The 21,110-nt window shown below is 65.7% G+C and carries 22 protein-coding genes and 1 tRNA gene; 10 read left to right on the top strand and 13 right to left on the bottom strand.

Features of this window, described 5'->3' with window-relative positions; genetic code table 11:
- Positions 1–62 precede the first annotated feature (62 nt).
- Positions 63–848 carry an imidazole glycerol phosphate synthase subunit HisF gene (hisF, locus tag VQ044_RS18135; protein WP_327648620.1) on the bottom strand — a complete coding sequence of 262 codons (786 nt, stop codon included), beginning with the start codon at positions 846–848 and terminating at the stop codon, positions 63–65.
- 156 nt (positions 849–1,004) lie between these two features.
- Positions 1,005–1,571, bottom strand: coding sequence for a Uma2 family endonuclease (locus tag VQ044_RS18130; protein WP_327648618.1), 567 nt, complete (start codon positions 1,569–1,571; stop codon positions 1,005–1,007).
- Positions 1,572–1,630: 59 nt separating this feature from the next.
- Between VQ044_RS18130 and VQ044_RS18125 the strand changes: the two genes are divergently transcribed.
- Positions 1,631–2,497, top strand: coding sequence for an alpha/beta fold hydrolase (locus tag VQ044_RS18125; RefSeq protein WP_327648616.1), 867 nt, complete (start codon positions 1,631–1,633; stop codon positions 2,495–2,497).
- A 41-nt stretch (positions 2,498–2,538) separates the two neighbouring features.
- Here the strand turns inward: VQ044_RS18125 and hisA are convergent, their stop codons facing one another.
- The 4 genes from hisA to hisB are packed head-to-tail and all read right to left on the bottom strand — an operon-like array spanning position 2,539 to position 5,054.
- Complete coding sequence (gene hisA, locus VQ044_RS18120; protein ID WP_327648615.1) at positions 2,539–3,297, bottom strand: 1-(5-phosphoribosyl)-5-[(5-phosphoribosylamino)methylideneamino]imidazole-4-carboxamide isomerase; 759 nt, start codon at positions 3,295–3,297, stop codon at positions 2,539–2,541.
- Complete coding sequence (gene hisH, locus VQ044_RS18115) at positions 3,285–3,938, bottom strand: imidazole glycerol phosphate synthase subunit HisH (RefSeq protein ID WP_327648614.1); 654 nt, start codon at positions 3,936–3,938, stop codon at positions 3,285–3,287. Before hisH ends, hisA begins: the two co-directional genes overlap by 13 nt.
- Positions 3,938–4,420, bottom strand: a complete 483-nt coding sequence (locus VQ044_RS18110) for a DUF2628 domain-containing protein (RefSeq protein WP_327648613.1) — start codon at positions 4,418–4,420, stop codon at positions 3,938–3,940. Before VQ044_RS18110 ends, hisH begins: the two co-directional genes overlap by 1 nt.
- 25 nt (positions 4,421–4,445) lie before the next feature.
- Positions 4,446–5,054: an imidazoleglycerol-phosphate dehydratase HisB gene (gene hisB, locus VQ044_RS18105; RefSeq protein WP_327648612.1), complete on the bottom strand. Its 609-nt coding sequence runs from the start codon at positions 5,052–5,054 to the stop codon at positions 4,446–4,448.
- 175 nt (positions 5,055–5,229) lie between these two features.
- Between hisB and VQ044_RS18100 the strand changes: the two genes are divergently transcribed.
- The 3 genes from VQ044_RS18100 (at position 5,230) to hslV (ending at position 6,498) form a co-directional block, all read left to right on the top strand.
- Positions 5,230–5,463, top strand: a complete 234-nt coding sequence (locus VQ044_RS18100; RefSeq protein ID WP_327626052.1) for a DUF4160 domain-containing protein — start codon at positions 5,230–5,232, stop codon at positions 5,461–5,463.
- The gene (locus VQ044_RS18095) at positions 5,456–5,869 is read left to right on the top strand and encodes a DUF2442 domain-containing protein (protein ID WP_327648611.1); all 414 of its coding nucleotides are present in this window, start codon (positions 5,456–5,458) and stop codon (positions 5,867–5,869) included. Before VQ044_RS18100 ends, VQ044_RS18095 begins: the two co-directional genes overlap by 8 nt.
- Positions 5,870–5,931: 62 nt before the next feature.
- Positions 5,932–6,498 carry an ATP-dependent protease subunit HslV gene (hslV, locus tag VQ044_RS18090; protein ID WP_327648610.1) on the top strand — a complete coding sequence of 189 codons (567 nt, stop codon included), beginning with the start codon at positions 5,932–5,934 and terminating at the stop codon, positions 6,496–6,498.
- A 154-nt stretch (positions 6,499–6,652) separates the two neighbouring features.
- Here the strand turns inward: hslV and rpsA are convergent, their stop codons facing one another.
- The 5 genes from rpsA to aroA form a co-directional block, all read right to left on the bottom strand.
- Positions 6,653–8,356 (bottom strand): 30S ribosomal protein S1, encoded by a 1,704-nt coding sequence (gene rpsA / locus VQ044_RS18085; protein ID WP_327648609.1) that lies wholly within the window; start codon positions 8,354–8,356, stop codon positions 6,653–6,655.
- 314 nt (positions 8,357–8,670) lie between these two features.
- Complete coding sequence (gene cmk, locus VQ044_RS18080) at positions 8,671–9,306, bottom strand: (d)CMP kinase (protein WP_327648607.1); 636 nt, start codon at positions 9,304–9,306, stop codon at positions 8,671–8,673.
- On the bottom strand, positions 9,303–9,755 hold the full coding sequence (locus VQ044_RS18075; RefSeq protein ID WP_327648606.1) for a hypothetical protein: 453 nt from the start codon (positions 9,753–9,755) through the stop codon (positions 9,303–9,305). The genes cmk and VQ044_RS18075 overlap by 4 nt, the downstream gene beginning before the upstream one ends.
- The gene (locus tag VQ044_RS18070; protein ID WP_327648604.1) at positions 9,752–10,423 is read right to left on the bottom strand and encodes a 2-hydroxychromene-2-carboxylate isomerase; all 672 of its coding nucleotides are present in this window, start codon (positions 10,421–10,423) and stop codon (positions 9,752–9,754) included. The genes VQ044_RS18075 and VQ044_RS18070 overlap by 4 nt, the downstream gene beginning before the upstream one ends.
- A gap of 2 nt (positions 10,424–10,425) precedes the next feature.
- Positions 10,426–11,778 carry a 3-phosphoshikimate 1-carboxyvinyltransferase gene (aroA, locus tag VQ044_RS18065; protein ID WP_327648603.1) on the bottom strand — a complete coding sequence of 451 codons (1,353 nt, stop codon included), beginning with the start codon at positions 11,776–11,778 and terminating at the stop codon, positions 10,426–10,428.
- Between the two features lie 281 nt (positions 11,779–12,059).
- Here aroA and VQ044_RS18060 point away from each other — a divergent pair, with 281 nt between their 5' ends.
- A complete protein-coding gene (locus VQ044_RS18060) occupies positions 12,060–12,491 on the top strand; it encodes a TIGR02300 family protein (protein ID WP_327625975.1) in 432 nt (143 codons plus the stop codon).
- A 160-nt stretch (positions 12,492–12,651) separates the two neighbouring features.
- Positions 12,652–12,727 (top strand) — tRNA-Ala (locus VQ044_RS18055).
- Positions 12,728–12,733: 6 nt separating this feature from the next.
- Here VQ044_RS18055 and VQ044_RS18050 read toward each other — a convergent pair.
- On the bottom strand, positions 12,734–14,101 hold the full coding sequence (locus VQ044_RS18050) for an alpha/beta fold hydrolase (protein WP_327648602.1): 1,368 nt from the start codon (positions 14,099–14,101) through the stop codon (positions 12,734–12,736).
- 189 nt (positions 14,102–14,290) lie between these two features.
- Between VQ044_RS18050 and VQ044_RS18045 the strand changes: the two genes are divergently transcribed.
- Together VQ044_RS18045 and VQ044_RS18040 are read left to right on the top strand one after the other, a co-directional pair.
- The gene (locus tag VQ044_RS18045) at positions 14,291–15,253 is read left to right on the top strand and encodes a TAXI family TRAP transporter solute-binding subunit (protein ID WP_327648601.1); all 963 of its coding nucleotides are present in this window, start codon (positions 14,291–14,293) and stop codon (positions 15,251–15,253) included.
- Between the two features lie 141 nt (positions 15,254–15,394).
- On the top strand, positions 15,395–18,196 hold the full coding sequence (locus VQ044_RS18040; RefSeq protein ID WP_327648600.1) for a TRAP transporter permease: 2,802 nt from the start codon (positions 15,395–15,397) through the stop codon (positions 18,194–18,196).
- 348 nt (positions 18,197–18,544) lie between these two features.
- On the opposite strand, the gene VQ044_RS18035 is transcribed toward VQ044_RS18040, so the two are convergent.
- The gene (locus tag VQ044_RS18035) at positions 18,545–19,162 is read right to left on the bottom strand and encodes a ribonuclease D (protein WP_327625965.1); all 618 of its coding nucleotides are present in this window, start codon (positions 19,160–19,162) and stop codon (positions 18,545–18,547) included.
- A 474-nt stretch (positions 19,163–19,636) separates the two neighbouring features.
- On the opposite strand from VQ044_RS18035, the gene VQ044_RS18030 reads away from it, so the two are divergent.
- On the top strand, positions 19,637–20,224 hold the full coding sequence (locus VQ044_RS18030; protein ID WP_327625964.1) for a hypothetical protein: 588 nt from the start codon (positions 19,637–19,639) through the stop codon (positions 20,222–20,224).
- A gap of 33 nt (positions 20,225–20,257) precedes the next feature.
- Positions 20,258–21,110, top strand: an 853-nt coding sequence (locus tag VQ044_RS18025) for a HAMP domain-containing protein (RefSeq protein WP_331827735.1), incomplete at its 3' end; no start/stop codon positions are given.

Raw genomic sequence — 21,110 nt, 5'->3', positions numbered from 1 at the left:
CATGCTGTCGTTGAGACATCTACAGCGGCGCTGGAGCGGATGCGAATCTCGCGACCCATCGGTCAGTCGACCGGGTCGAGCCGCATCGGGATGGAAGCCGCCGCCATATGCGCCTTGGCTTCGCCGACCGTATGGGTACCGAAATGAAAGATCGAGGCGGCGAGCACCGCTGCCGCGTGGCCGTCGCGGATTCCTTCGACGAGATGATCCAGCGTGCCGACGCCGCCCGATGCGATCACCGGCACGCCAACCGCGTCCGCGACCGCGCGGGTCAGATCGAGGTCGAAGCCGGATTTGGTGCCGTCGCGGTCCATCGAGGTGAGGAGAATTTCGCCGGCGCCGAGCGAGACCACGCGCCGGGCGAAGGAAACGGCGTCGATCCCGGTCGCGGTACGCCCGCCATGGGTGAAGATCTCCCAGCGCGGCTCCTCGCCCGCCGCGGTGACGCGCCGGGCGTCGATGGCGACGACGATGCATTGGTCGCCGAACTTGTCGGCGGCCTCGGCGACGAGTTCCGGCCGGTTCACCGCGGCCGTGTTGATCGCGACCTTGTCGGCGCCAGCCAGAAGCAGCCGGCGAACGTCGGATACGGCGCGCACGCCGCCGCCCACGGTCAGCGGCATGAAACAGTGCTCGGCTGTCTGAGCGACAATGTCGAAAATCGTCTCGCGATTGTCGGAGGACGCGGTGATGTCGAGGAAGCAGAGTTCGTCCGCGCCCGCCGCGTCATAGACCTGTGCAGCGGCCACCGGATCGCCGGCATCGACAAGTCCCTCGAAATTGACGCCCTTGACGACGCGGCCGTCCTTGACGTCGAGACAGGGAATGATGCGCGCCTTGAGGGTCATGGGGCGGTCGCCTTTCTGCCAGCGCCTGTTCTGGCGCCGGCTGGTGCAGGTCCGGATCATCGCGGCTGCCACGGCGGTCGAGAGTCGGCCTGGCGGCCAAGGCGATCGGGTCTGAAGCGGCAAGAGACGGGTCCGGTGCGGTCTGAACTTTGGACCTTATGCGATGCCGCGATACAGATCGGCAAGGGCCAGCGTGACGCCGAGGCCGGTGAGAGGCAAGGTTTCCTCGCGTCCGACGATCATCTCCGGCTTGGCGAAGGCCCCTTCCTCGTCGCGGCTCCACAGCCAGACGCGAGGCTCGTCCTGGGCGAGGACGAGGTAGTGCGAAAGCGATGGGATCGCGGTGTATTCCTCGGCCTTTTCGCCGAAATCGACGGCAAGCGAGGAGGGCGAGAGGATTTCCGCCAGGAGAACCGGCGCGCGGGCGGCAAGGTCCGAACCGCTGCCGCCGGCCCGGTCGACGAAGACGTCGGGGTAGCGAATCCCGGCGGGCGTTTTCACGGCAAAATCCGCCGAGCCGATGTCGAAGGCGGCGAGGTCGAGTTTCGCGCCAAGTGCCAGGCCCAGCAGATACGCCAATTTGGCGTGGTTCCGCGATACGTTGACCATCATCTCGACGATCCTCCCCCGCACGAATTCGCGCTTTCCCTCGCGCCCCTCGTTCCAGCGCAGGAAGTCGTCCGCCGTTTTGATGGCCGATGCCTGGATATTCATGGTCGTCATGATAGAGCCGAACGGGTCTTCGATGAAGGCCAAATCCATCAAAGGGGTCTGGAGCGGCAATGGCGAGCGACGCGGCGCAACGACGGACGATCGAGGCCGGCGATCTGACGGTTGCCTATCGCGATATCGGGCCAAAGTCCGACGCCGGTGCCCCGCCCCTGCTGCTGTTACATGGCGCGGTCCAGACCAAGGCGGTGTGGTCGGCGCAGATTCCGGCGCTGGCGCAGTCTCGGCGGATCGTCGCCCCCGATTTTCGCGGCCACGGCGAAACGCGTGGCGATATCGCCGGTCTCTCGGTGGAAACCCTCGCCGAGGATGGATTCCGGTTCCTCGACGCGCTGGGCATCGATCGCGTGTCGCTCGGCGGAGTGTCGCTTGGCGGGATGGTGGCGCTGGAAATGGCGGCACGCCAGCCCGAGCGCGTTGAAGCCCTGATTCTCGCCGACACGCCGCTGGCGCTGTCGCTGCACGGCCCGGTGCGATCGATCCTGGAAGCACTGGGCCCGCAGCGCATCCTGTCGCCGCTGTTCCGGCTTTTCGGCCAGCGCCGCACCGCGCGGTTGGGTATCGCCTCGGTTCGGGCGGCGTTCGGGAACAAATGGGTCGGAGCCGACGCCGAACGGCACTTCATCGCGGGTTTCGCCACCATGCCGCCAGCGGCAATTCTCGCGACCTACGAGGCGATCGTGGCGGCGGACCCGGCGGCGATCGGCGCGCTCGACATTCCCTGTCTGGTCATTCTGGGCGATGACGAGGTGTCGCTGGTGGTCGACCACGCCGCCGAAATCGCCCGCCGGATCGGCCGCGCCGAAATCGTCCGCGTTAACGGCGGCCATGTCGCCAATCTCGATGCGCCGGAGGCATTCAACGAGGCGGTGGTCAGGTTTCTGGAAGAATTGCCCCCCGGATCGACACAATCCCGTTGAGGGGATCATCCCCTGCTTCACGTGAAACATTCCCGAGGCGGTCAGCCCGCTCCTTGCAGGACCTTCAGCGCTTCCCGCGCGTCGATCCGCCCGTCATAGAGGGCCCGGCCCGAGATCGCGCCTTCGAGCTTGTGGGCGTCGGGCATGGTCAGCCGCACGACATCGGCGAGCGAGGCGAGGCCGCCGGACGCGATGACGGGAATGGACATGGCCTCGGCCAGATCGATGGTGGATTCCCAGTTGATGCCGGCCAGCACCCCGTCCCGGTCGATGTCGGTGTAGATGATCGCGGCGACGCCCGCGTCCTCGAACCGCCGGGCCAGATCGATCGCCGTCAGCGCGGACGTCTCCGCCCAGCCCTCGACCGCGACCTTGCCGCCCTTGGCGTCGATGCCGACGGCGATGCGGCCGGGAAAGGATCGCGCGGCCTGTTTCACGAGGTCCGGATCGCGCACCGCCACCGTGCCGAGGATGACCCGCGCCAGACCCTTGTCCAGCCAGCGCTCGATGTCGGCCAGCGTCCGGATGCCGCCGCCGAGCTGGATGCTCATGTCCGCGCCGACGGCCGCAACGATGGCCTCCACCGCGCCGCCATTGACGGCCCTACCCTCGAAGGCGCCGTTGAGGTCGACCACATGCAGGTGGGAAAAGCCGGCGTCGCGGAAATCCCGCGCCTGCGCGGCCGGGTCGGCGTTGTAGACCGTCGCCTCGTCCATGAGGCCGAGCTTGAGGCGCACGCAGGCGCCGTCCTTGAGATCGATGGCGGGAAAGAGAATGGGCAAGGGCTTCAAGGCGTCCATTGGAGGAAGTTGCCGATGAGAGCCAGACCGAACCTCTGGCTTTTTTCGGGGTGAAACTGGGTGCCGGCCTTGTTGCCGCTCACAACGATCGCGGTGACCGGGCCGCCATAGTCGGTCGTGGCGACGACATCGGCTTCGTTCGTCGCGACGAGCTGATAGGAATGCACGAAATAGGCGTGCAGCCCGTCGTTTCCGGTCGGGATGCCGGCGAGAAGCGGGTGGGCATGTCTCACGTGAATCGTGTTCCAGCCGATCTGCGGGAGTTTCAGCGACGGATCGGACGGCACCATCTTCTCGACGTCGCCGGCGATCCAGCCGAGCCCCGGCGTGATGGTCTTTTCCAGCCCGCGCGAAGCCATCAGCTGCATGCCGACGCAGATACCGAGAAACGGCCGCTCCTTGGCTTCCACCGCCTCGCGCAGCGCCGCGACCATGCCGGGCACGGCGTCGAGCCCGGCCCGGCAATCGGCGAAGGCGCCGACGCCCGGCAAGACGATCCGGTCCGCCGACCGCACGGCCTCGGGGTCGGCAGTGAGCATGATCTCGGCCTCGATGCCGGCCTCGCGGGCGGCGCGCTCGAAGGCCTTCGTCGCCGAGTGCAGATTGCCCGATCCGTAGTCGATGATCGCGACACGCTGCATTATCGCGTTCCCATCGTGCCGAAGAACCCGCCGGTGCGGGCCGGCGCCGGTTTGTGGCGCTCAGCCGTCCACGGAGCGGCGGCGAGCGCTGGCTGTGCCGCGGGGGCGTCGACGGGCCGGCGACCGCCACCATAATATGTCAGTTCGGCCTCCGCCAGACCGGCGGCCTGGAACGCGGCGACCTCGCGCCAGCCCTTGCGCCGATACCGCGCGGCGCGAAGGCTCGGTCCCTCCAGCGCGATCAGAAGGCCGAGCAGGAACTGCAGGACGGCCGCCGTCAGGTCGAAGCCCTGCTCGCCCAGCATGGTGATGGCGAAGGACAGCGCCAGCGCGGCGATCCCCGCCAGCCAGAGGCGGTAGCGGAAAAGCCAAAGGAAGGTGAACAGCAACGCCCAGAACGAGAACGCGTCGCGCACGAACACGGCGTCCTTCGCGCCGTCGCTCTCCGGCGGCTCGAACACGATGAAACGGGTCAGCGCCATGGTCGTCCCGATCGCGTTGCCCGGCTCACGCCAGCGTGCCCTTGGTGGACGGGACGAGGTCGGCCTGGCGGGGATCGATCGCCACCGCGTCGCCGAGGACGCGCGCCACCGCCTTGAAGCAGGTCTCGGCGATGTGATGGGCGTTGGCCCCGGCCAGATTGGTGACGTGCAGCGTCACGCCGGCATTCTGGGCCAGCGCCTGGAAGAATTCGCGCACCAGCTCGGTGTCGAAGCCGCCGATCTTGTCGCGGGTGAAATCGGCCGAAAACACCAGGAACGGCCGGCCCGACACGTCGATCGCCGCGCGCGTCAGGCACTCGTCCATGGCCAGATCCAGCGAGGCGTAGCGGCGGATGCCGCGCCGCTCGCCGAGCGCTTGTCTGATCGCCTGGCCGAGCGCGATGCCGGTGTCCTCCACCGTGTGGTGATCGTCGATGTGGAGGTCGCCCTTGGCGGCGACGTCCATGTCGATCAGCGAATGGCGCGAGAGTTGTTCCAGCATGTGGTCGAAGAAGCCGACACCGGTCGCGATCGTCGACCGGCCGGTGCCGTCGAGATCGACGCGCACGCGGATGGCGGTTTCCTTGGTCTTTCTCTCGACGACGGCGTCGCGCCGTCCGGCTGTCTCGCCCATTTGCTGTCACCTTCTCGCGGATGTCGCCCGGCTTCTAGCACCGGGGCCGTGGCCCTGTCATGGGGGGCATGCCGGAGAGCGCCGCACATTCCCTTTGCAATCTCGTAGATTGGCACCTCGGTTCTCTATCAGCGCGCACTATTGAAAAACCCAACATGTTGGGTTAAATGCTTTCATGGTTACTGTCCTGCGTTCCCTCGGGCTGCGCGTCGTTATCTACCTCAACGATCACGAACCGGCGCACGTCCATGTCTACGGCGATGGGCAGGCCCGTATCCATCTGACCGGCGCAAGGCCGATGGTGATCGAGCAAAGGCGCATGACCAGGGGCGAATTGCGCAAGGCGCTGGCGCTGGTGGCGGAACACCAGGCAGCGCTGCTCCGGCGGTGGGAGGAGATTCATGGCTGAGTTCGAACTGACAGATGCCGAGTACGACGCAGCGACGCGGCGCGGCAAGCAAGCGGGCGCCGGGCAGCCGCAGCCGGTTTCGGTCCACTACGATGCGGAAACCGGCCGGGTCGTCGTGGAATTTCTCAACGGAGCCGCTTTCATGGTCCCGGCCCGGTCCCTTCAGGGGCTCGAAAAGGCGTCGGATGCCGATCTGGCGGATGTCGAAATTCTCGGAGACGACGGCCTCCATTGGGAACGGCTCGACGCCGACTTCACCATTGCCGGCGTGATGGCCGGGGTGTTCGGAACACGCTCCTTCGTCGATGTGGCACGGAAAGGCGGCAAGGTCCGGAGCGCCGCCAAGATCGCCGCATCCCGGGCGAACGGCGCCAAGGGCGGTCGGCCGCGCAAGGCGGCTGGGTGACCCCCCACTTGGCAATCCCTTTTGCCGGGTCCACATGGGACGCGGATGAAAAGGACGCGACTATGAGCATTCAGAACCACGATCCGGCGCAGATGTACGGCACCACCATCGTCACTGTCCGCAAGGGCGGCAAGGTGGTGATCGCCGGCGACGGCCAGGTGTCGCTCGGCAACACCGTGATGAAGGGCAACGCCAAGAAAGTCCGCCGCATCGGCAAGGAGGGCGCTGTCATCGCCGGTTTCGCCGGTGCCACGGCCGACGCCTTCACGCTGCTGGAGCGGCTGGAAGCCAAGCTCGAGCAATATCCCGATCAGCTGATGCGCGCCTGCGTCGAGCTCGCTAAGGACTGGCGCACCGACCGCTATCTGAGGCGTCTCGAGGCGATGATGATCGTCGCAGACAAACACGTCACGCTGACGCTCACCGGCAATGGCGACGTGCTGGAGCCTGAGCATGGCGTCATCGCCATCGGCTCGGGCGGCAATTACGCGCTGGCCGCCGCGCGGGCGCTGGCCGAGACCGATTACGACGCCGAGGAGATCGCCCGCCGGGCGATGAAGATCGCCGCCGAGATCTGCATCTACACCAACGACAATGTGGTGGTTGAGAGCCTCGATACCGCAGGGTGAAGGTCGCCGGGATCGGGACAACAGCCCGCTCGCTCGGCTGCTGGTGCAGCGATTAACCCATGAAAAAAGCCCGCGACGATCGCTCGTCGCGGGCTTTTCTGACTCACGTGGAATGGTCCGCGCCCGAATGCGCGGACTGTAACGGCCGTGCGGCCTATTCCTCGTCGCCGCGTCCCTTCAGGGCCGCGCCGAGAATGTCGCCGAGCGAAGCGCCCGAGTCGGTCGAACCGAACTGCGCGACGGCTTCCTTTTCTTCGGCGATCTGCAGCGCCTTGATCGACACGCCGACGCGGCGGGCCTTCTTGTCGAACTGCGTGACGCGGGCGTCGATCTTCTGGCCGACTGAGTAACGCTCGGGGCGCTGCTCGTCGCGATCGCGGGCGATATCCGACCGGCGGATGAAGGAGGTGAGATCGGTATCGACGATCTTCACTTCCAGACCGCCGTCCTTCACCTCGGTGACCTCGCAGGTGACCACGGCGCCGCGGCGCACGTCGCCGGCTTCCGCCGCCTCGACGAACGGATCGCCGCCAACCTGCTTCATGCCCAGCGAGATGCGCTCCTTGTCGATATCGACGTCGAGCACCTGCGCCTTGACCATGTCGCCCTTGTTGAACTCCTCGATCACCTGCTCGCCCGGACGATTCCAGTCGAGGTCGGAGAGGTGGACCATGCCGTCGACATCGCCGTCGAGCCCGATGAACAGGCCGAACTCGGTCTTGTTCTTGACCTCGCCCTCGACGATCGTGCCGATCGGGAACTGGTCGCGGAACGACTCCCAAGGATTGGAGAGCGTCTGCTTGAGACCGAGCGAGATGCGACGCTTGTTCGGGTCGACCTCGAGAACCACGACCTCGACCTCTTCCGAGGTGGAGAGGATCTTGCCCGGATGGACGTTCTTCTTCGTCCAGGACATCTCGGAGACGTGGATGAGCCCCTCGATGCCCGGCTCCAGCTCGACGAACGCGCCGTAGTCGGTGATGTTCGTCACGCGGCCGGTGACCTTGACGCCCATCGGATACTTGACGCCGATGCCGTCCCAAGGATCGGCCTCGAGCTGCTTCATGCCCAGCGAGATGCGGTGCGTCTCCTGGTTGATCCGGATGATCTGGACCTTCACCGTCTGGCCGATCTGCAGGATCTCGGTCGGATGGTTGACGCGGCGCCAGGCCATGTCGGTCACATGCAACAGGCCGTCGATGCCACCGAGGTCGACGAAGGCGCCGTAGTCGGTGATGTTCTTGACGATGCCGTCGACGGTCTGACCCTCTTCGAGGTTCTGGACGATCTCGGAGCGCTGCTCCGCCCGGCTCTCTTCGAGGACGGTGCGGCGCGAGACGACGATGTTGCCGCGGCGCTTGTCCATCTTGAGGATCTGGAAGGGCTGCGGCGTGTTCATCAGCGGCGTGACGTCGCGGATCGGCCGGATGTCGACCTGGGAGCGCGGCAGGAAGGCAACGGCGCCGTCGAGGTCGACGGTGAAGCCGCCCTTGACCTGGTTGAAGATCTGGCCTTCGACCTTTTCGCCGGCTTCGAACTGCTTCTCGAGCTTGACCCAGCTTTCCTCGCGGCGCGCCTTGTCGCGCGACAAGACGGCTTCGCCCAGCGCGTTCTCGATGCGCTCGACATAGATCTCGACGACGTCGCCGACCTTGAGATCGCTCTCCTTGCCCTTGACGCCGAATTCCTTGAGGGCGACGCGGCCCTCGACCTTCAGGCCGGCATCGATGACGGCCATGTCCTTTTCGATCGCGACGACGGTGCCCTTGACCACGGCGCCTTCGGCGACGTCCTGTTCATGGAACGAGGCTTCGAGCAGCGAGGCGAAATCTTCGCGGGACGGGTTTAAGTTAGACATTCCTACTCCTTGGGAACTTTCCCACTATCCGTGGGAAAGCGGCGCGCCGTGGGGCGAAGGCCCCGGGTCAGACATTGCGTTTCGCCCGATGTCGCGGTCCGGCCCATCCCGAAAAGGGGAGAGGCCCGGAGCGGTTTCGCCGTTGCGGCACCGCGCCGTTCGGCGCGCAAGACCGCGGCCGGGCAGGATTGATCGAAGCATGGCGGGCCGTGGAGATATCCGGTGCCGAAAAAATCAGGCGGAGGACAAGCCGTTGGCCGATAGCCGAAAAGGGCGTGCCTTCTTACGAACGGCCGCCCCTACACTCCGTTCCGTCAGGCCAGGGACCGGTCGATGATCGCGCAGGCCGCACGGAACGCCGTTTCTATATCCAATTCGCTGGTATCCAGCAAGTGCGCGTCGGTCGCCGGTTTCAACGGCGCGACACTGCGCCCGGCGTCGCGCGCGTCGCGCTCGCGGACTTCGGCGAGAATCCGCTCATAGGCGACGTCGCGGCCCTTGGCGGCAAGTTCGTCTGTCCGGCGGCGCGCCCGGACCTCGGCCGAGGCGGTGACGAAGATCTTCACTCGCGCGTTCGGGCAGATCACCGTGCCGATGTCGCGCCCGTCGAGCACCGCGCCTTCCGGCCGCGACGCGAAATCGCGCTGAAACGCGGTCAGGGCCGACCGGACTTGCGGATGCACGGCGACGCGCGAGGCGAGTTCCCCGGCTTCGCGGCCGCGCAGGCTGCCGTCGTCGAGATGCGATGTATCGAGCCGCTCGGCGATCGGCCCCACCGCCGCGGCGTCGTCGAGGTCGATGCCGCAATCGTCAGCGAGCTTGCCGATGGCGCGGTAGAGCAGGCCGGTGTCGAGATAAGGCAGGTCGTAATGCTCCGCCAGCCGCTTGGCGAGAGTGCCCTTGCCGGCGGCCGCGGGTCCGTCGATGGCAATCGTCAGTGGCTCGGTCATGGGGCGTGATCCGTGTTGGACGGCAGGTCCGGCTCCATTTCGGGAACCGGCGGGTCGAGAGCGAGGGTGCCGCGCGCGTCCAGCACCAGCAGGATCGCGGCGACGACGGCGCCGAGCAGAAACGGGACGGCGACCATGAACAGGATCAGCTCGAGTTCGCCGATCCATCGGGCGAGGCGCAGCGCGAAATCGACGACGCCATTGCCGGTGTCGAAAAGCCCCGGCAGCGCGATCTCGCCGCGCAGCGCCAGCCGCTCGGCGGTGCCCTTCTGGGTCTGATAGATCACCGCGATCACGCCGCAGAAGGCCAGGAAGGCGGGCATCGGCAAAAGCGCGGCCAGACGGCTGCCGAGCGTCCCCGACCGTGCCCGAAGATGTCGCGCGCGATAGCGGCCGTAGATGAAGGCGACCGGCGAGAAGAACACGATGGCGAAGATCGCCGCGATCATGCGCGGTTCGCCTTCTCGCGCCGGACCCCGATCTCGACATGGTTCAGCGCCGCAAAGGGCGGGCGCTCGAAGATTGCCGGTTCGTCGAGAAAGGCGAGCAGCATATCGAACGCGTCAACGCCCCAGAAGACCGGTCCCGCCGCCCCGTCCGCATCGTAAGGCACGAAGCTCGGAACGCCGAAGACGCCGGCGGCGAGGGCGTCTTCGGTATTCGCCCTCAGCGCGGCCTTCGAGGCTTCCGCCGTGGCGAGGGCCGGATCGAGACCCAGCCGCTCCGCCAGCGCCGTTACGCCGTCCGGCGTGTCGACGGGTTCGCCTTGCGAAAACACGAAATCGAAGGCGCCGCGCACCGTTGCCAGATCCGCGCCCGCGCCGTCATGGGCGCCTGCCAGGAGGCGCAGCGCGGCCAGCGGGTTGAAGGGGTGGCGCGGCGGAAACACCGTCTCACGGCCCAGCGTCGCCCCGAGAAACACCGCCTGGCGATAGGTATGCAGACGCTTGGCTTCGATTTCGGCCGGTCCGAGCTGGCCATGATGGGCCAGCACCGCGCCGAACAGGATTGCGCGCGGCCGCACCGCGATATCCGCCGGCAGGTCGGGCAGCCGCGCCAGAACGATATGGGCATAGGGCGACAGGAGATCGTAATAAAAGTCGAGCCGGCGTGTCATCGCTAGGCCTCCGGCGTCTCGATTTGCGCCCCGAGGCCCGTCATCATCGCCTCGAATTCGGGAAAGCTGGTGGCGATCATGCGCCCGTCATCGACGGTCACGGACTTCTCGCAGGCCATGCCGAGAACCAGAAAGCTCATGGCGATGCGGTGGTCGAGATGGGTGGCGACAGTGCCGCCGCCATAATTGCGCCCCTCGGGATCGCCGGTCACGGTCAGCCAGTCGGCGCCTTCCTCGTGGACGATGCCATTAGCGGCGAGCCCGGCGGCCACGGCGGCCAGCCGGTCGCTCTCCTTGACGCGCAATTCGTCGAGACCACGCATCACCGTCGTGCCCTTGGCGAAGGCGGCGGCGATCGCCAGCACCGGATATTCGTCGATCATCGACGGCGCGCGGGCTTCCGGCACCTCGATTGCAGTCAGTTCGGAATGGCGCACGTTAAGGTCGGCGACGTCCTCGCCGCCGGCGACGCGCCGGTTCAGGATTTCGATCGCGGCGCCCATGTCGACGAGCGTCTCGATCAGGCCGGTGCGGGTCGGGTTCATCAGGACGTTTTCGATGGTGACGTCCGAGCCCGGCACGATCAGCGCCGCGACGATCGGAAAGCCGGCCGAGGACGGATCGCCCGGCACGACGAAATCGGCAACGCCCGTGAGTGGGCCCTGGCCTTCGAGGCGGATATGCCGCACCCCGGCCGCGTCCGTCTCGACCGCGATCGTCGCGCCGAAGCCTTGCAGCATCTTTTCAGTGTGGTCGCGGGTCATCACCGGTTCGACCACCGTGGTGATTCCCGGCGCGTTCAGGCCGGCGAGGAGGACCGCGGACTTCACCTGCGCCGAGGCCATCGGCACCCGGTATTCGATCGGCGCGGCGACGCGGGACCCGCGAATCGACAGCGGCAGCCGGTCGCCCGAACGCGCTACCACTTGCGTTCCCATCAGCCGCAGCGGATCCAGCACCCGGCCCATCGGCCGCTTCGACAGCGACGCGTCGCCGACGAAGGTGGTGGCGAAGTCGTAGGTGCCGACGAGGCCCATGGTCAGCCGCGCGCCGGTGCCGGCATTGCCGAAATCCAGAACGCCCTCCGGCTCCAGCAGGCAGCCATTGCCAACGCCGTGGACCACAAAGGCATCGCCCTCCTTGGCGATCAGCGCGCCCATCGCCCGCATGGCGTTGCCGGTGGCGATCACGTCCTCGCCTTCGAGAAGCCCGGTGATCCGGGTCGTGCCGGCGGCGATCCCGCCGAACAGGAAGGCGCGATGGGAGATCGACTTGTCGCCCGGCACTGTCGTTCGGCCGGTCAGCCCGCCGGTCTTGCGAGCGCTGATCGGCCGTGGCGTCGCCGTTGCATGCATGTCTCTGGTCCCGTCTTTTTCCGGCTTCGCGTGCCTGACTTCGATCGCCTGGCAGCGGCGCGCTCTTTCTGTCGCCGTAATCGGGCTTTGACAAGGGCCGGGCGAGGCCGTAAGGGACCAACCGATTTTCATCGGAGCGGAATTGCGGCAATCAGACAGCCGGCCACCTCTTCGCGGCCGCAAGGCCGCGGCGGTGACCGGCCGGATCGCGCGGCCCCTTCCTACCGAGAGCGACCTGGGCGGACGCGGACGCGCCGACCCCAATCGACGACGAGGCAATGATGGCGAAATCCGAACTCGGCACCAAGCGGACCGACCCAGAGACGGGCCGCAAATTCTACGATCTGGGCAAGGATCCGATCGTCTCCCCCTATACGGGCAAATCCTATCCGCTCTCTTTCTTCGAGGTCGAGCCGACGCGCGGCTCCGTGCCGAAGGAGAAGGTGAAGCCGAAACCGAAGGCCGCGGTCGAGGATGAGGAAGAGGAGGAGACGGTCGAGGTCGAGGGGACCGAGAACACGGTCTCTCTCACCGACGTCGAGGAGGAGGAGGAATCCACCTCCGGCAAGTCCGATCTGCCCGACGTCGACGCGACGGACGACGAGGACGACAGCGACGACAACGACACCTTCCTGGCGACTGACGACGACGATGACGACGACGACGACGTTGCCGACATCATCGGCGGCAGCCGGGACGACGACGACGACTGATCGCGACGGGCGAGACGGCGCGGTCGTTTGATCGTCCGCGCCGCGCCCGCGACTCGTCGAAATTCGCTTGATCTTCGCGGCGGGCTTGATTAAGAACCCGCCGATACCGACGCGGGCCGCACCCAGGGCTCGCCGACAGTTCGCCGGTTGCCGGCGGCGTGGGGCCATAGCTCAGCTGGGAGAGCGCTACAATGGCATTGTAGAGGTCAGCGGTTCGATCCCGCTTGGCTCCACCATTATCCTCAATTGCTGAACTCGACCCACACGATGTCGTCCGGGTTCTCGGGCGTGGTGCGCGCCGCGATGGTCTCGCCGTTGAAGCCGGCCGTGATCGTTTCCGGCGCCTCGCCGTCGACGGCCAGCGAGGACTTCCAGACCGAGGGCACTTCCTCGGTTTCCGGCCGCCCGGCGATCGGAATGGCGCCCAGCGTCGCGTTGTCGTCGATGCCGAAATAGCCGCGCGGCCGCATCACGTTGACCACCTCGCCGGGAAGCGTCGTTCCGGCGATCGCGCCGGCCACGGCCGGATAGAGTCTGAGATTGGCGATGTCGGTCGAGCGCGGGAAGCCGGAGCGATAGATGCGCGTCACCGGATAGCCCTCGGCCGCGACGACGAATTCGTAGCGCTGGCCGGGCTGCACCGGGAAGGGCCCGAAGCGGCCGTCCGCGCCGACGGTTTTTTCCAGCACCGCCTCACCCTGGCGCTCACCGGTCTCCGAATCGACCGCGAAGACGGTCAGCCGCGCGCCGTCGAGCGGCAGATTGGTCGGCGCGCCATTGGCGTAACCGGAAATCTCTCCCGCGACGGTCGGCGAGTCCTCCGGCTCGATGTCGAGGGTCGCCGGAACCTGTCCGGTGAGCGCCTTGTGGATGGCGATGAACGCCTCGGGCGACGTTGCCGTCTCGCGATGGTCGATGCCGTCGAGGACGACAGTGTCGGCGCCCTTCAGTTCCGGTGCGTCGTAGGAGACGCCGGTTGCCTCGCCGGGCAGGCCGAGGAACCGGGCGTCCGGCTGGGCGTAGAGGTCGAAGCGGTCCGACCGGATCACCGTCACCGGGATATTGTCGGGCACCTCCGGCGGCTGGTTGAGCGCGGTCAGGAACCGGCCGGCGCCGTTGTATTCGGAGTTCAAGCGCTCCTCGGAATTGGCGTAGACGCCATGATGGACGCAGCCGGCCAGCACCATCCCGGCGACCTTGTCGGCGCCGCCGAAATTCTTCACGTAATTGCGCGCCGTCTGGCAGCCGCGCGAATGGGCGACGATCGCGACCTTTTCGGCGCCGCTCGTGGTGAGCGCCCGCTCGACCGTCCGCGCAAGCGAACGGGCGGCCTCCTCGCTCGAGGAGCGGTTTTCCTCCGCCACCGTGTCGTCGGTCCGCGCGGATGGATGGTCGATATCGGCGGCGAACAGCCGGTCGGCAGGATAGCCGTTGCTTTCGAAGCGCCACAACACCGGCATCCAGAACGCGGCCGAATCGCCCTCGCCATGGACGAAGACGATCGGCGGCGTGGAGCCGGCCGCGTTCTCGCCGGCGGCCCGGGCGGCGGACGCTGCGAGGCTCGCGGCGAGGACCGCCAGCATTGTCCGGATCGCACCCGCTCTCTTCATGTCGACATCTCCCGCGTTCAACCCGTACCCTCGCAGCAAGAAAGGGCGGCGACCGGGTGCGGCAATGCCGCGCGGCGACCGCGAATTGCCCGTTACGCCCTATCCCGCGTTATAAAAAAGATTGACGATGGCCCGAAGCCCGCCAAATCAATACGTTGCGGTTGAAGTGGACGAAAAAGGGAAAATCTCATGAAAACACTTGGATGGGTCGCCGCGGGTATCGCGGCCATGACCATGACCACCGGCGCCGCCTCGGCGCAGGAAAAATTCATCACCATTGGCACCGGCGGCCAGACCGGCGTCTATTTCGTCGTCGGCCAGTCGATCTGCAAGCTGGTCAATCGCGGCCAGGCCGAGCATGGGCTGAAATGTACCGCGCCGTCGACCGGCGGCTCGGTCGCCAACATCAATGCGGTCAAGGCCGGCGACCAGACGCTGGGCGTCGCCCAGTCCGATATGCAGTACAACGCCCTTGAGGGGAAGGCGCCTTGGGACGGCGACCCATTCAAGGGCGAGCGGGCGGTGTTCTCGATCCATCCCGAGCCGATGACGGTGGTGGCGCGGGCCGATTCCGGCATCAAGACCTTCGACGATCTGAAGGGCAAGCGCGTCAATATCGGCAATCCGGGCTCCGGGCAGCGCGCGACCATGGAAGTCGTCATGGACCGCCTAGGCTGGACGATAGACGACTTCTCGCTCGCCTCCGAGCTGAAGGCGGCCGAGCAGTCGCAGGCGCTGTGCGACAACAATGTCGACGCCATCATCTACACGGTCGGCCACCCGAACGGCTCGATCCAGGAGGCGACGACGACCTGCGAGGCCAAGCTCATCCCGATGACCGGCCCCGAGATCGACAAGCTGGTCGAGGAGAACCCGTATTATTCGGCGGCGACGATCCCCGGCGGTCTTTACGAGGGCAATCCGGACGAGACGCAGACCTTCGGCGTGCGGGCCACCATGGTCTCCTCCGATCAGGTCGACGAGGAGACCGTCTACCAGGTCGTCAAGGCGGTGTTCGACAATTTCGACCGCTTCAAGAAGCTGCATCCGGCCTTCGAGAACCTCACCAAGGAGGAGATGACCAAAGCTGGTCTGTCGGCGCCGCTGCATCCGGGCGCCGAGCGCTACTTCAAGGAAGCCGGGCTTCTGTAAGCCCTCCTATCGGCGGCGGGGCCCGCATCGGTCCCGCCGCTTCACCATCCCGCGACCACCCCCCGATTGTCTTCGGTCCTGACCGGGTCGGCGCGGGCGTCGTACCGACCGGACCCTCTTCAGGCAAAGCGAGCTCCTGCAATGACCAAAACTCCGCGTCATTCCGAGAGCCTCGATGACGAGCGCCGGCGCGAGATCGACAGCGTCGATGTCGAAGCGGCGACATCGCGCCAGGAATCGCTGCATGACCTCGTCGCCTCGTCCGACACCGGCGGCCGCAGTCCGGCAAGGCCTGTCGCATACCTGATCTCGGGTACGGCGCTCGTCTGGTCGCTGTTCCAGCTGTGGATCGCCTCGCCGCTGCCCTTCATGGTCGGCGTCGGCGTCTTCAACAATACCGAAACACGCTCGATCCATCTCTCCTTCGCGCTGTTCCTGGCCTTTCTGGCCTTCCCGGCGTCACGATCGCTCTTCCAACTCGCCCTCGGCATCGGCGTGCCGTTGCTCCTGGGCTTTCTGTTTCTGGAAGGCGCAACGGGCGTCTTGCCGGTCTGGTACGTCCCGGTGATCACGGTCGCCATGATCGTCGCGGTCATCCTGCCGTCGCCCAACAAGCGCGTTCTGCCGCATGAATGGGTGCTGGCGATCGCCGGCGCGGCGACGGCCTCCTATCTCTATTTCGCCTATGAATCGATATCCGGCCGCATCGGCGCGCCGAACATGACCGACTTCATGGTCGGCACGGTCGGGCTGATGGTGCTCCTGGAAGCCACCCGCAGGGCGCTCGGGCCCGCCCTGATGGTTGTGGCCTCGGTGTTCCTCATCTACACCTTCCTCGGCCCCTACATGCCGTCGATCATCGCTCATAAGGGCAATTCGCTCTCCGAGGTGATTAACCACCAGTGGATCACCACCGAGGGTGTCTTCGGCATCGCGCTCGGCGTTTCCACCTCCTTCGTCTTCCTGTTCGTGCTGTTCGGCTCGCTGCTCGATAAGGCCGGCGCCGGCAGCTACTTCATCAACGTCGCCTTCTCTCTGATGGGCCACATGCGCGGCGGACCGGCCAAGGCGGCCGTCGTTTCCTCGGCGATGACCGGGCTGATCTCCGGCTCCTCGATCGCCAACGTCGTGACCACCGGCACCTTCACCATCCCGCTGATGAAACGGGTCGGCTTCTCGGCCGAGAAGGCCGGCGCGGTCGAAACCGCCTCCTCGGTCAACGGCCAGATCATGCCGCCCGTCATGGGCGCCGCCGCGTTCCTGATGGTCGAATATGTCGGCATTCCCTATTTCGACGTGGTCAAACACGCCTTTCTGCCGGCGGTCATCTCCTATATCGCGCTGGTCTATATCGTTCATCTGGAAGCGTTGAAGGCCGGCATGGAGGGCCTGCCGCGCGCCTATGTGCCCAAGCCCTGGCTGCAATGGCTGGTCGGCGTCGTGTTCGGCATCCTGGTGCTGTGCGCCATTTCCCTCGCCGTCTATTACGGCATCGGCTGGATCCGCCCAGCCTTCGGCGAGAATGCCGGCTGGATCGTCTTCGCGCTGCTCATCGCCGTCTATGTCGGCCTTTTATGGTACGGCGCGAAATATCCGGCGCCGCAAATCGACGACCCGGACAAGCCGATCACCGAATTGCCGCTGCCCGGCCCGACGGTCAAATCCGGCCTGCATTTCATCCTGCCGGTCGTGGTTCTTGTCTGGGCGCTGATGGTCGACCGCCTCTCGCCGGGGCTTTCGGCGTTCTGGGCCGCGACGTTCATGATCTTCATCCTGGTGACCCAGCATCCAATCACCGCCTTCTTCCGCGGCACCGGCAATTACGGTCTCGAGGCCGGCCGCGGCCTGATCGATCTGGTCGACGGGCTGATCACCGGCGCTCGCAACATGATCGGCATCGGCATCGCGACGGCGACCGCCGGCATCATCGTCGGCGCCGTGTCGCAGACCGGCGTGGGTTCGGCGCTGGCGGAGGTCGTCGAAGTGCTGTCGGGCGGCAATCTGATGGCCATCCTGTTGCTCACCGCGGTCCTGTCGCTGATCCTCGGCATGGGGCTGCCGACCACGGCCAACTACATCGTCGTCTCGGCGCTGCTCGCCCCGGTGATCGTCACGCTCGGCGAGGCCAACGGCCTCATCGTGCCGTTGATCGCGGTGCATCTCTTCGTGTTCTATTTCGGGATCATGGCCGACGTGACACCGCCGGTCGGGCTGGCCTCCTTCGCGGCGGCGGCGGTTTCCGGCGGTGATCCGATCAAGACCGGCGCGATCGCCTTTTTCTATTCCCTGCGCACGGCGGCGCTGCCGTTCCTGTTCATCTTCAACACCGATCTGTTGCTGATCAATGTCGACGTTTTCCACGGCATTTTCATCTTCATCGTTGCGACGATTGCGATGCTTCTGTTCGCCGCGGCGACGCAGGGCTGGTTCCTCACCAAGAACCGCATCTGGGAAGGCGTCGCGCTGCTTTTGATCGCGTTCACCCTGTTCCGGCCGGGCTTCTGGATGGACATGGCGGTGCCGCCCTACAACGACAGACCGGCGAGCGAATTGGCGGCGGCGGCCGGCAATACGCCGCAGGGTCAACCGCTGCGCCTGCGGATTGCTTATCTCGATGCCTTCGGCGCTCCCTCCGAGCGCACGGTCGACCTGCCTTTGCCGAATGGGGCGAGCGGCGAGGAAAGACTGGCCAACGCCGGGCTCGAGCTTGTCGAGACCGACGGCAAGACGATGATCGACAATGTCGCGTTTGGCTCGCCGGCCGAAGCCGTCGGCCTCGATTGGGATCAGCAGATCACGCTGGTCAGAACGCCGACCGAGCAGCCGACGAAATATTGGATGTTCCTGCCCGCCCTGGCGCTGTTGGGTCTGATCGTCTGGGGCCAGCGCCGCCGCGCGCCGCGCGAGCCGGCACGGCCCAAGGCCAGGGCTATGGCCGGCTGAGAAGAGTTGCCGGGGAAATGATCAAGGCGCCGCAAGCCCAAGCTTGCCGCGCCTTGAATGGATGCAGTCGGCGCCGGCTATTGGCCGGCTGCCGTTCGAATTTCAGCCGATGACCGACAGCAAAACGACAGTTGCCGCCAGGGCCAGGGTGATCATGCCGGTAACGGCGAGGGTCTGGAAAACTTCGCTGCGGATCATGGTTGGCGCCTTTCATGCGAGCGCGTGGGTGATGCGACGCATGTGCGATGCACAAGCGCCTCGTTCCAGTCCGCATTGCGACATTTTTCGTCGCCGTAATGGCAAAATCAGCTCCGCGCGACCTTGGCTCGTCCGCCAGGCCTACAGCCCTCAGGCCGAGTGCGAGAAAATGTCCTCGTCGTCCCAGCCGGCGAGGTCGAGCTTCGCTCGGGTCGGAAGGAAGGCGAAGCAGGCCTTGGCCAGATCCATCCGGTCCTCGCGCTCGAGCCGCTTATAGAGTCCGCCCATGATGTCGTGGAGATACAGAACGTCCGAGGCGGCATATTCGATCTGCGCCGGCGACAAGGTCTCGGCGGCCCAGTCGGACGATTGCTGCTGCTTGGACAGGTCGGTGCCGGCCATTTCGCGCGCCAGATCCTTCAGCCCGTGCCGGTCGGTATAGGTTCGCGTCAGCCGCGAGGCGATCTTGGTGCAGAAGATGCCGTCGGTCATCACTCCAAACGCGTGATAAAGCGCGGCGATGTCGAAGCGGGCGTAGTGGAAGATCTTGGTCTTCGACGCGTCCTTGAGCAGCGTCGTCAGGTTTGGCGCCTCGCGCTGGCCCTTGGCGATCTGCACGATGTCGGCCGTACCGTCACCGGGCGACAGCTGGACGACGCAAAGCCGGTCGCGGCGCGTGTCGAGGCCGAGCGTTTCGGTGTCGATGGCGACGGGGCCGGTATAGCGGGAAATGTCGGGAAGATCGCCTTTGTGGACGCGGATGGTCATGGACTGCCTTCGTTCTGGGGGTGCGTTCCGCCCGCTCTAGCGGTTTTTGTCTGTAGGCAAAAGGCTTCCTGCCCACTGCAAACCGTCCTGGCCAGCCAAAGAGCGCCGGGTAGTGCGTGCGAGATAACCCCCGAAACGGCCCGGATCATGCGTTTCTGACGTGACGTCGAGTATGCGCCGCGAAGCCGACTGGCCGAGCTTGAAGGTACACATTACTGACGAAATCCGTCCGTCTTACATAGGGTCCGCGTAAGCATCGACAGTTAAAACGATTTCTTCATGTTTCTACCAGAAGGTTTGCCTCGGTCGGGCGCTCGAGGGGGAGCAAAGCGCCGGTAATCGTGACCCGTCATCGGGGAAGCGACGTCGGCTTTGTGCCGCGAAGGGGTCGGCCGAAACTAGCGCATCCAATCCATTCGCGGTTCGGCCACGTCCGGATCGCAATGCTTCACATAAAACAATCAAGGGGAAACAATGCTCAAGAACATGATGATGACCGCCGCCGCCGGCGCCCTGCTCTTCGGTGCAAGCCTGGTGACACCCGCGCTTGCCGATCAGCACGAGGCGCCGATCAAGGAATTGGTGGAAGCGAAACTGAAGGCGGCCCTGAACGATCCGGTCGTCATCGCGGCCATCAAGGCGCAGAACGAAAAGAACGCGGCGATGGCGCAAGCCGATATCGACGCGCTGGACAAGCAGTGGCGCGGCGAAGTCGACGCCGGCGGCGGGGCACTGGTCGACGCAACCCTTGCTTCCGAACTGTCGACCTACCTGAAGAAGGTCAAGGACGACCAGCAGGGCGCGCTGACCGAACTCTTCGTCATGGACGCGAAGGGCCTGAATGTCGGTCAGAGCGACCCGACGTCGGATTACTGGCAGGGCGACGAAGCCAAATGGCAGAAGACCTTCAGTGCCGGCGCCGACGCGGTCTTCGTCGACGAGATCGAGCAGGACGAATCGACCCAGCAGCTGCAGTCGCAGGCCAGCTTCACGATCACCGATCCTGAGACCGGCGAGCCGATCGGTGCCGCGACTGCCGGCATCAATCTCGAGATGCTCTGATTGTAAGCCCTATCGGGTAAGGAAGCCTCAGCCATGTCAAATTCCACATCGCATCCATCCGGTCGCACGCTCTCCATCGGGCTCAAGGCGGCACTGGCGACAGCCGTGCCGGTTCTGCTCGGGATCGCGGCACTTGTCGCCATCCAGGTGCAGAACCTCAAGAGCACGATCTATCAGGAAGCCGAAGGCAGCACGGTCACTATCGTGCAGCTGATGGCCGATCAGATGGCGGGCGGTGTGAAATGGGGCAAGGCTGAGGTCGTCGACAAGGTCTATGCCGATCTGGCGGCGCAAGACGGCAACGAACTGTCCGACGTCCTGGTCCTGAACAAGGAAGGGGCGCCCGTAACCCAATTTTCCGACGACGCGCTGAACAGTGCCGGCGATCTGTCGGCGACCGTCGCCGCCGCGGCGTCCAAGGTCGAAGCCGGCGAGATCAGCACGAGCTGGTCGGGCCAACATCTTTTGATCGTCGCGCCAATTGCTCCAGGTGGCGAACACATCGGCACAGTGGCCATGGCGTGGGACCTCTCGCGCCTGGGCGCCTTGGTTCAAGCCGAAATGTGGAAGGGTGCGCTCTTCGGCATCGTCATCGCCGGCATGGTCGTTGGCGTGGTTGCCTTCTTCCTCAAACGCAGCGTGACTGGGCCTATCAGCACCGTTACCGGTGTTATGACGACGCTGGCCGAAGGCGATAATACCGTCGAGGTCCCACATGTGGAGCGTGGCGACGAGATTGGCCGGATGGCGAATGCGGTGTTGGCGTTCAAGCAGGCGGCGTTGGAAAAGCAGCGGGTCGAGGCCGAGGCGGTGACGCGGCGCGAAGAGGCCGAGGCCGAGCGGCGCCAGAACGGCGAGCGCCAGCAGATGACGGCGCAGGAGCAGG

It is taken from the genome of Aurantimonas sp. C2-5-R2 (assembly GCF_036549495.1).
GTDB lineage: Bacteria > Pseudomonadota > Alphaproteobacteria > Rhizobiales > Rhizobiaceae > Aurantimonas > Aurantimonas coralicida_A.
The sequence above is the reverse complement of the archived record's forward strand: the minus strand, read 5'-3'. Positions and strand labels throughout refer to the sequence as shown.

What these genes read in the sequence shown, in the direction of transcription:
- VQ044_RS18060 (WP_327625975.1), top strand. Translation starts at nt 12,060, where the DNA reads ATGGCGAAATCCGAACTCGGCACCAAGCGGACCGACCCAGAGACGGGC.
- VQ044_RS18100 (WP_327626052.1), top strand. Translation starts at nt 5,230, where the DNA reads ATGGTTACTGTCCTGCGTTCCCTCGGGCTGCGCGTCGTTATCTACCTC.
- VQ044_RS18125 (WP_327648616.1), top strand. Translation starts at nt 1,631, where the DNA reads ATGGCGAGCGACGCGGCGCAACGACGGACGATCGAGGCCGGCGATCTG.
- hisA (WP_327648615.1), bottom strand. Translation starts at nt 3,297, where the DNA reads ATGGACGCCTTGAAGCCCTTGCCCATTCTCTTTCCCGCCATCGATCTC.
- VQ044_RS18035 (WP_327625965.1), bottom strand. Translation starts at nt 19,162, where the DNA reads ATGACCATCCGCGTCCACAAAGGCGATCTTCCCGACATTTCCCGCTAT.
- VQ044_RS18045 (WP_327648601.1), top strand. Translation starts at nt 14,291, where the DNA reads ATGAAAACACTTGGATGGGTCGCCGCGGGTATCGCGGCCATGACCATG.
- VQ044_RS18075 (WP_327648606.1), bottom strand. Translation starts at nt 9,755, where the DNA reads ATGATCGCGGCGATCTTCGCCATCGTGTTCTTCTCGCCGGTCGCCTTC.
- VQ044_RS18030 (WP_327625964.1), top strand. Translation starts at nt 19,637, where the DNA reads ATGCTCAAGAACATGATGATGACCGCCGCCGCCGGCGCCCTGCTCTTC.
- rpsA (WP_327648609.1), bottom strand. Translation starts at nt 8,356, where the DNA reads ATGTCTAACTTAAACCCGTCCCGCGAAGATTTCGCCTCGCTGCTCGAA.
- aroA (WP_327648603.1), bottom strand. Translation starts at nt 11,778, where the DNA reads ATGCATGCAACGGCGACGCCACGGCCGATCAGCGCTCGCAAGACCGGC.
- VQ044_RS18110 (WP_327648613.1), bottom strand. Translation starts at nt 4,420, where the DNA reads ATGGCGCTGACCCGTTTCATCGTGTTCGAGCCGCCGGAGAGCGACGGC.
- hslV (WP_327648610.1), top strand. Translation starts at nt 5,932, where the DNA reads ATGAGCATTCAGAACCACGATCCGGCGCAGATGTACGGCACCACCATC.
- hisF (WP_327648620.1), bottom strand. Translation starts at nt 848, where the DNA reads ATGACCCTCAAGGCGCGCATCATTCCCTGTCTCGACGTCAAGGACGGC.
- VQ044_RS18130 (WP_327648618.1), bottom strand. Translation starts at nt 1,571, where the DNA reads ATGACGACCATGAATATCCAGGCATCGGCCATCAAAACGGCGGACGAC.
- VQ044_RS18095 (WP_327648611.1), top strand. Translation starts at nt 5,456, where the DNA reads ATGGCTGAGTTCGAACTGACAGATGCCGAGTACGACGCAGCGACGCGG.
- hisB (WP_327648612.1), bottom strand. Translation starts at nt 5,054, where the DNA reads ATGGGCGAGACAGCCGGACGGCGCGACGCCGTCGTCGAGAGAAAGACC.
- VQ044_RS18040 (WP_327648600.1), top strand. Translation starts at nt 15,395, where the DNA reads ATGACCAAAACTCCGCGTCATTCCGAGAGCCTCGATGACGAGCGCCGG.
- cmk (WP_327648607.1), bottom strand. Translation starts at nt 9,306, where the DNA reads ATGACCGAGCCACTGACGATTGCCATCGACGGACCCGCGGCCGCCGGC.
- VQ044_RS18050 (WP_327648602.1), bottom strand. Translation starts at nt 14,101, where the DNA reads ATGAAGAGAGCGGGTGCGATCCGGACAATGCTGGCGGTCCTCGCCGCG.
- VQ044_RS18070 (WP_327648604.1), bottom strand. Translation starts at nt 10,423, where the DNA reads ATGACACGCCGGCTCGACTTTTATTACGATCTCCTGTCGCCCTATGCC.
- hisH (WP_327648614.1), bottom strand. Translation starts at nt 3,938, where the DNA reads ATGCAGCGTGTCGCGATCATCGACTACGGATCGGGCAATCTGCACTCG.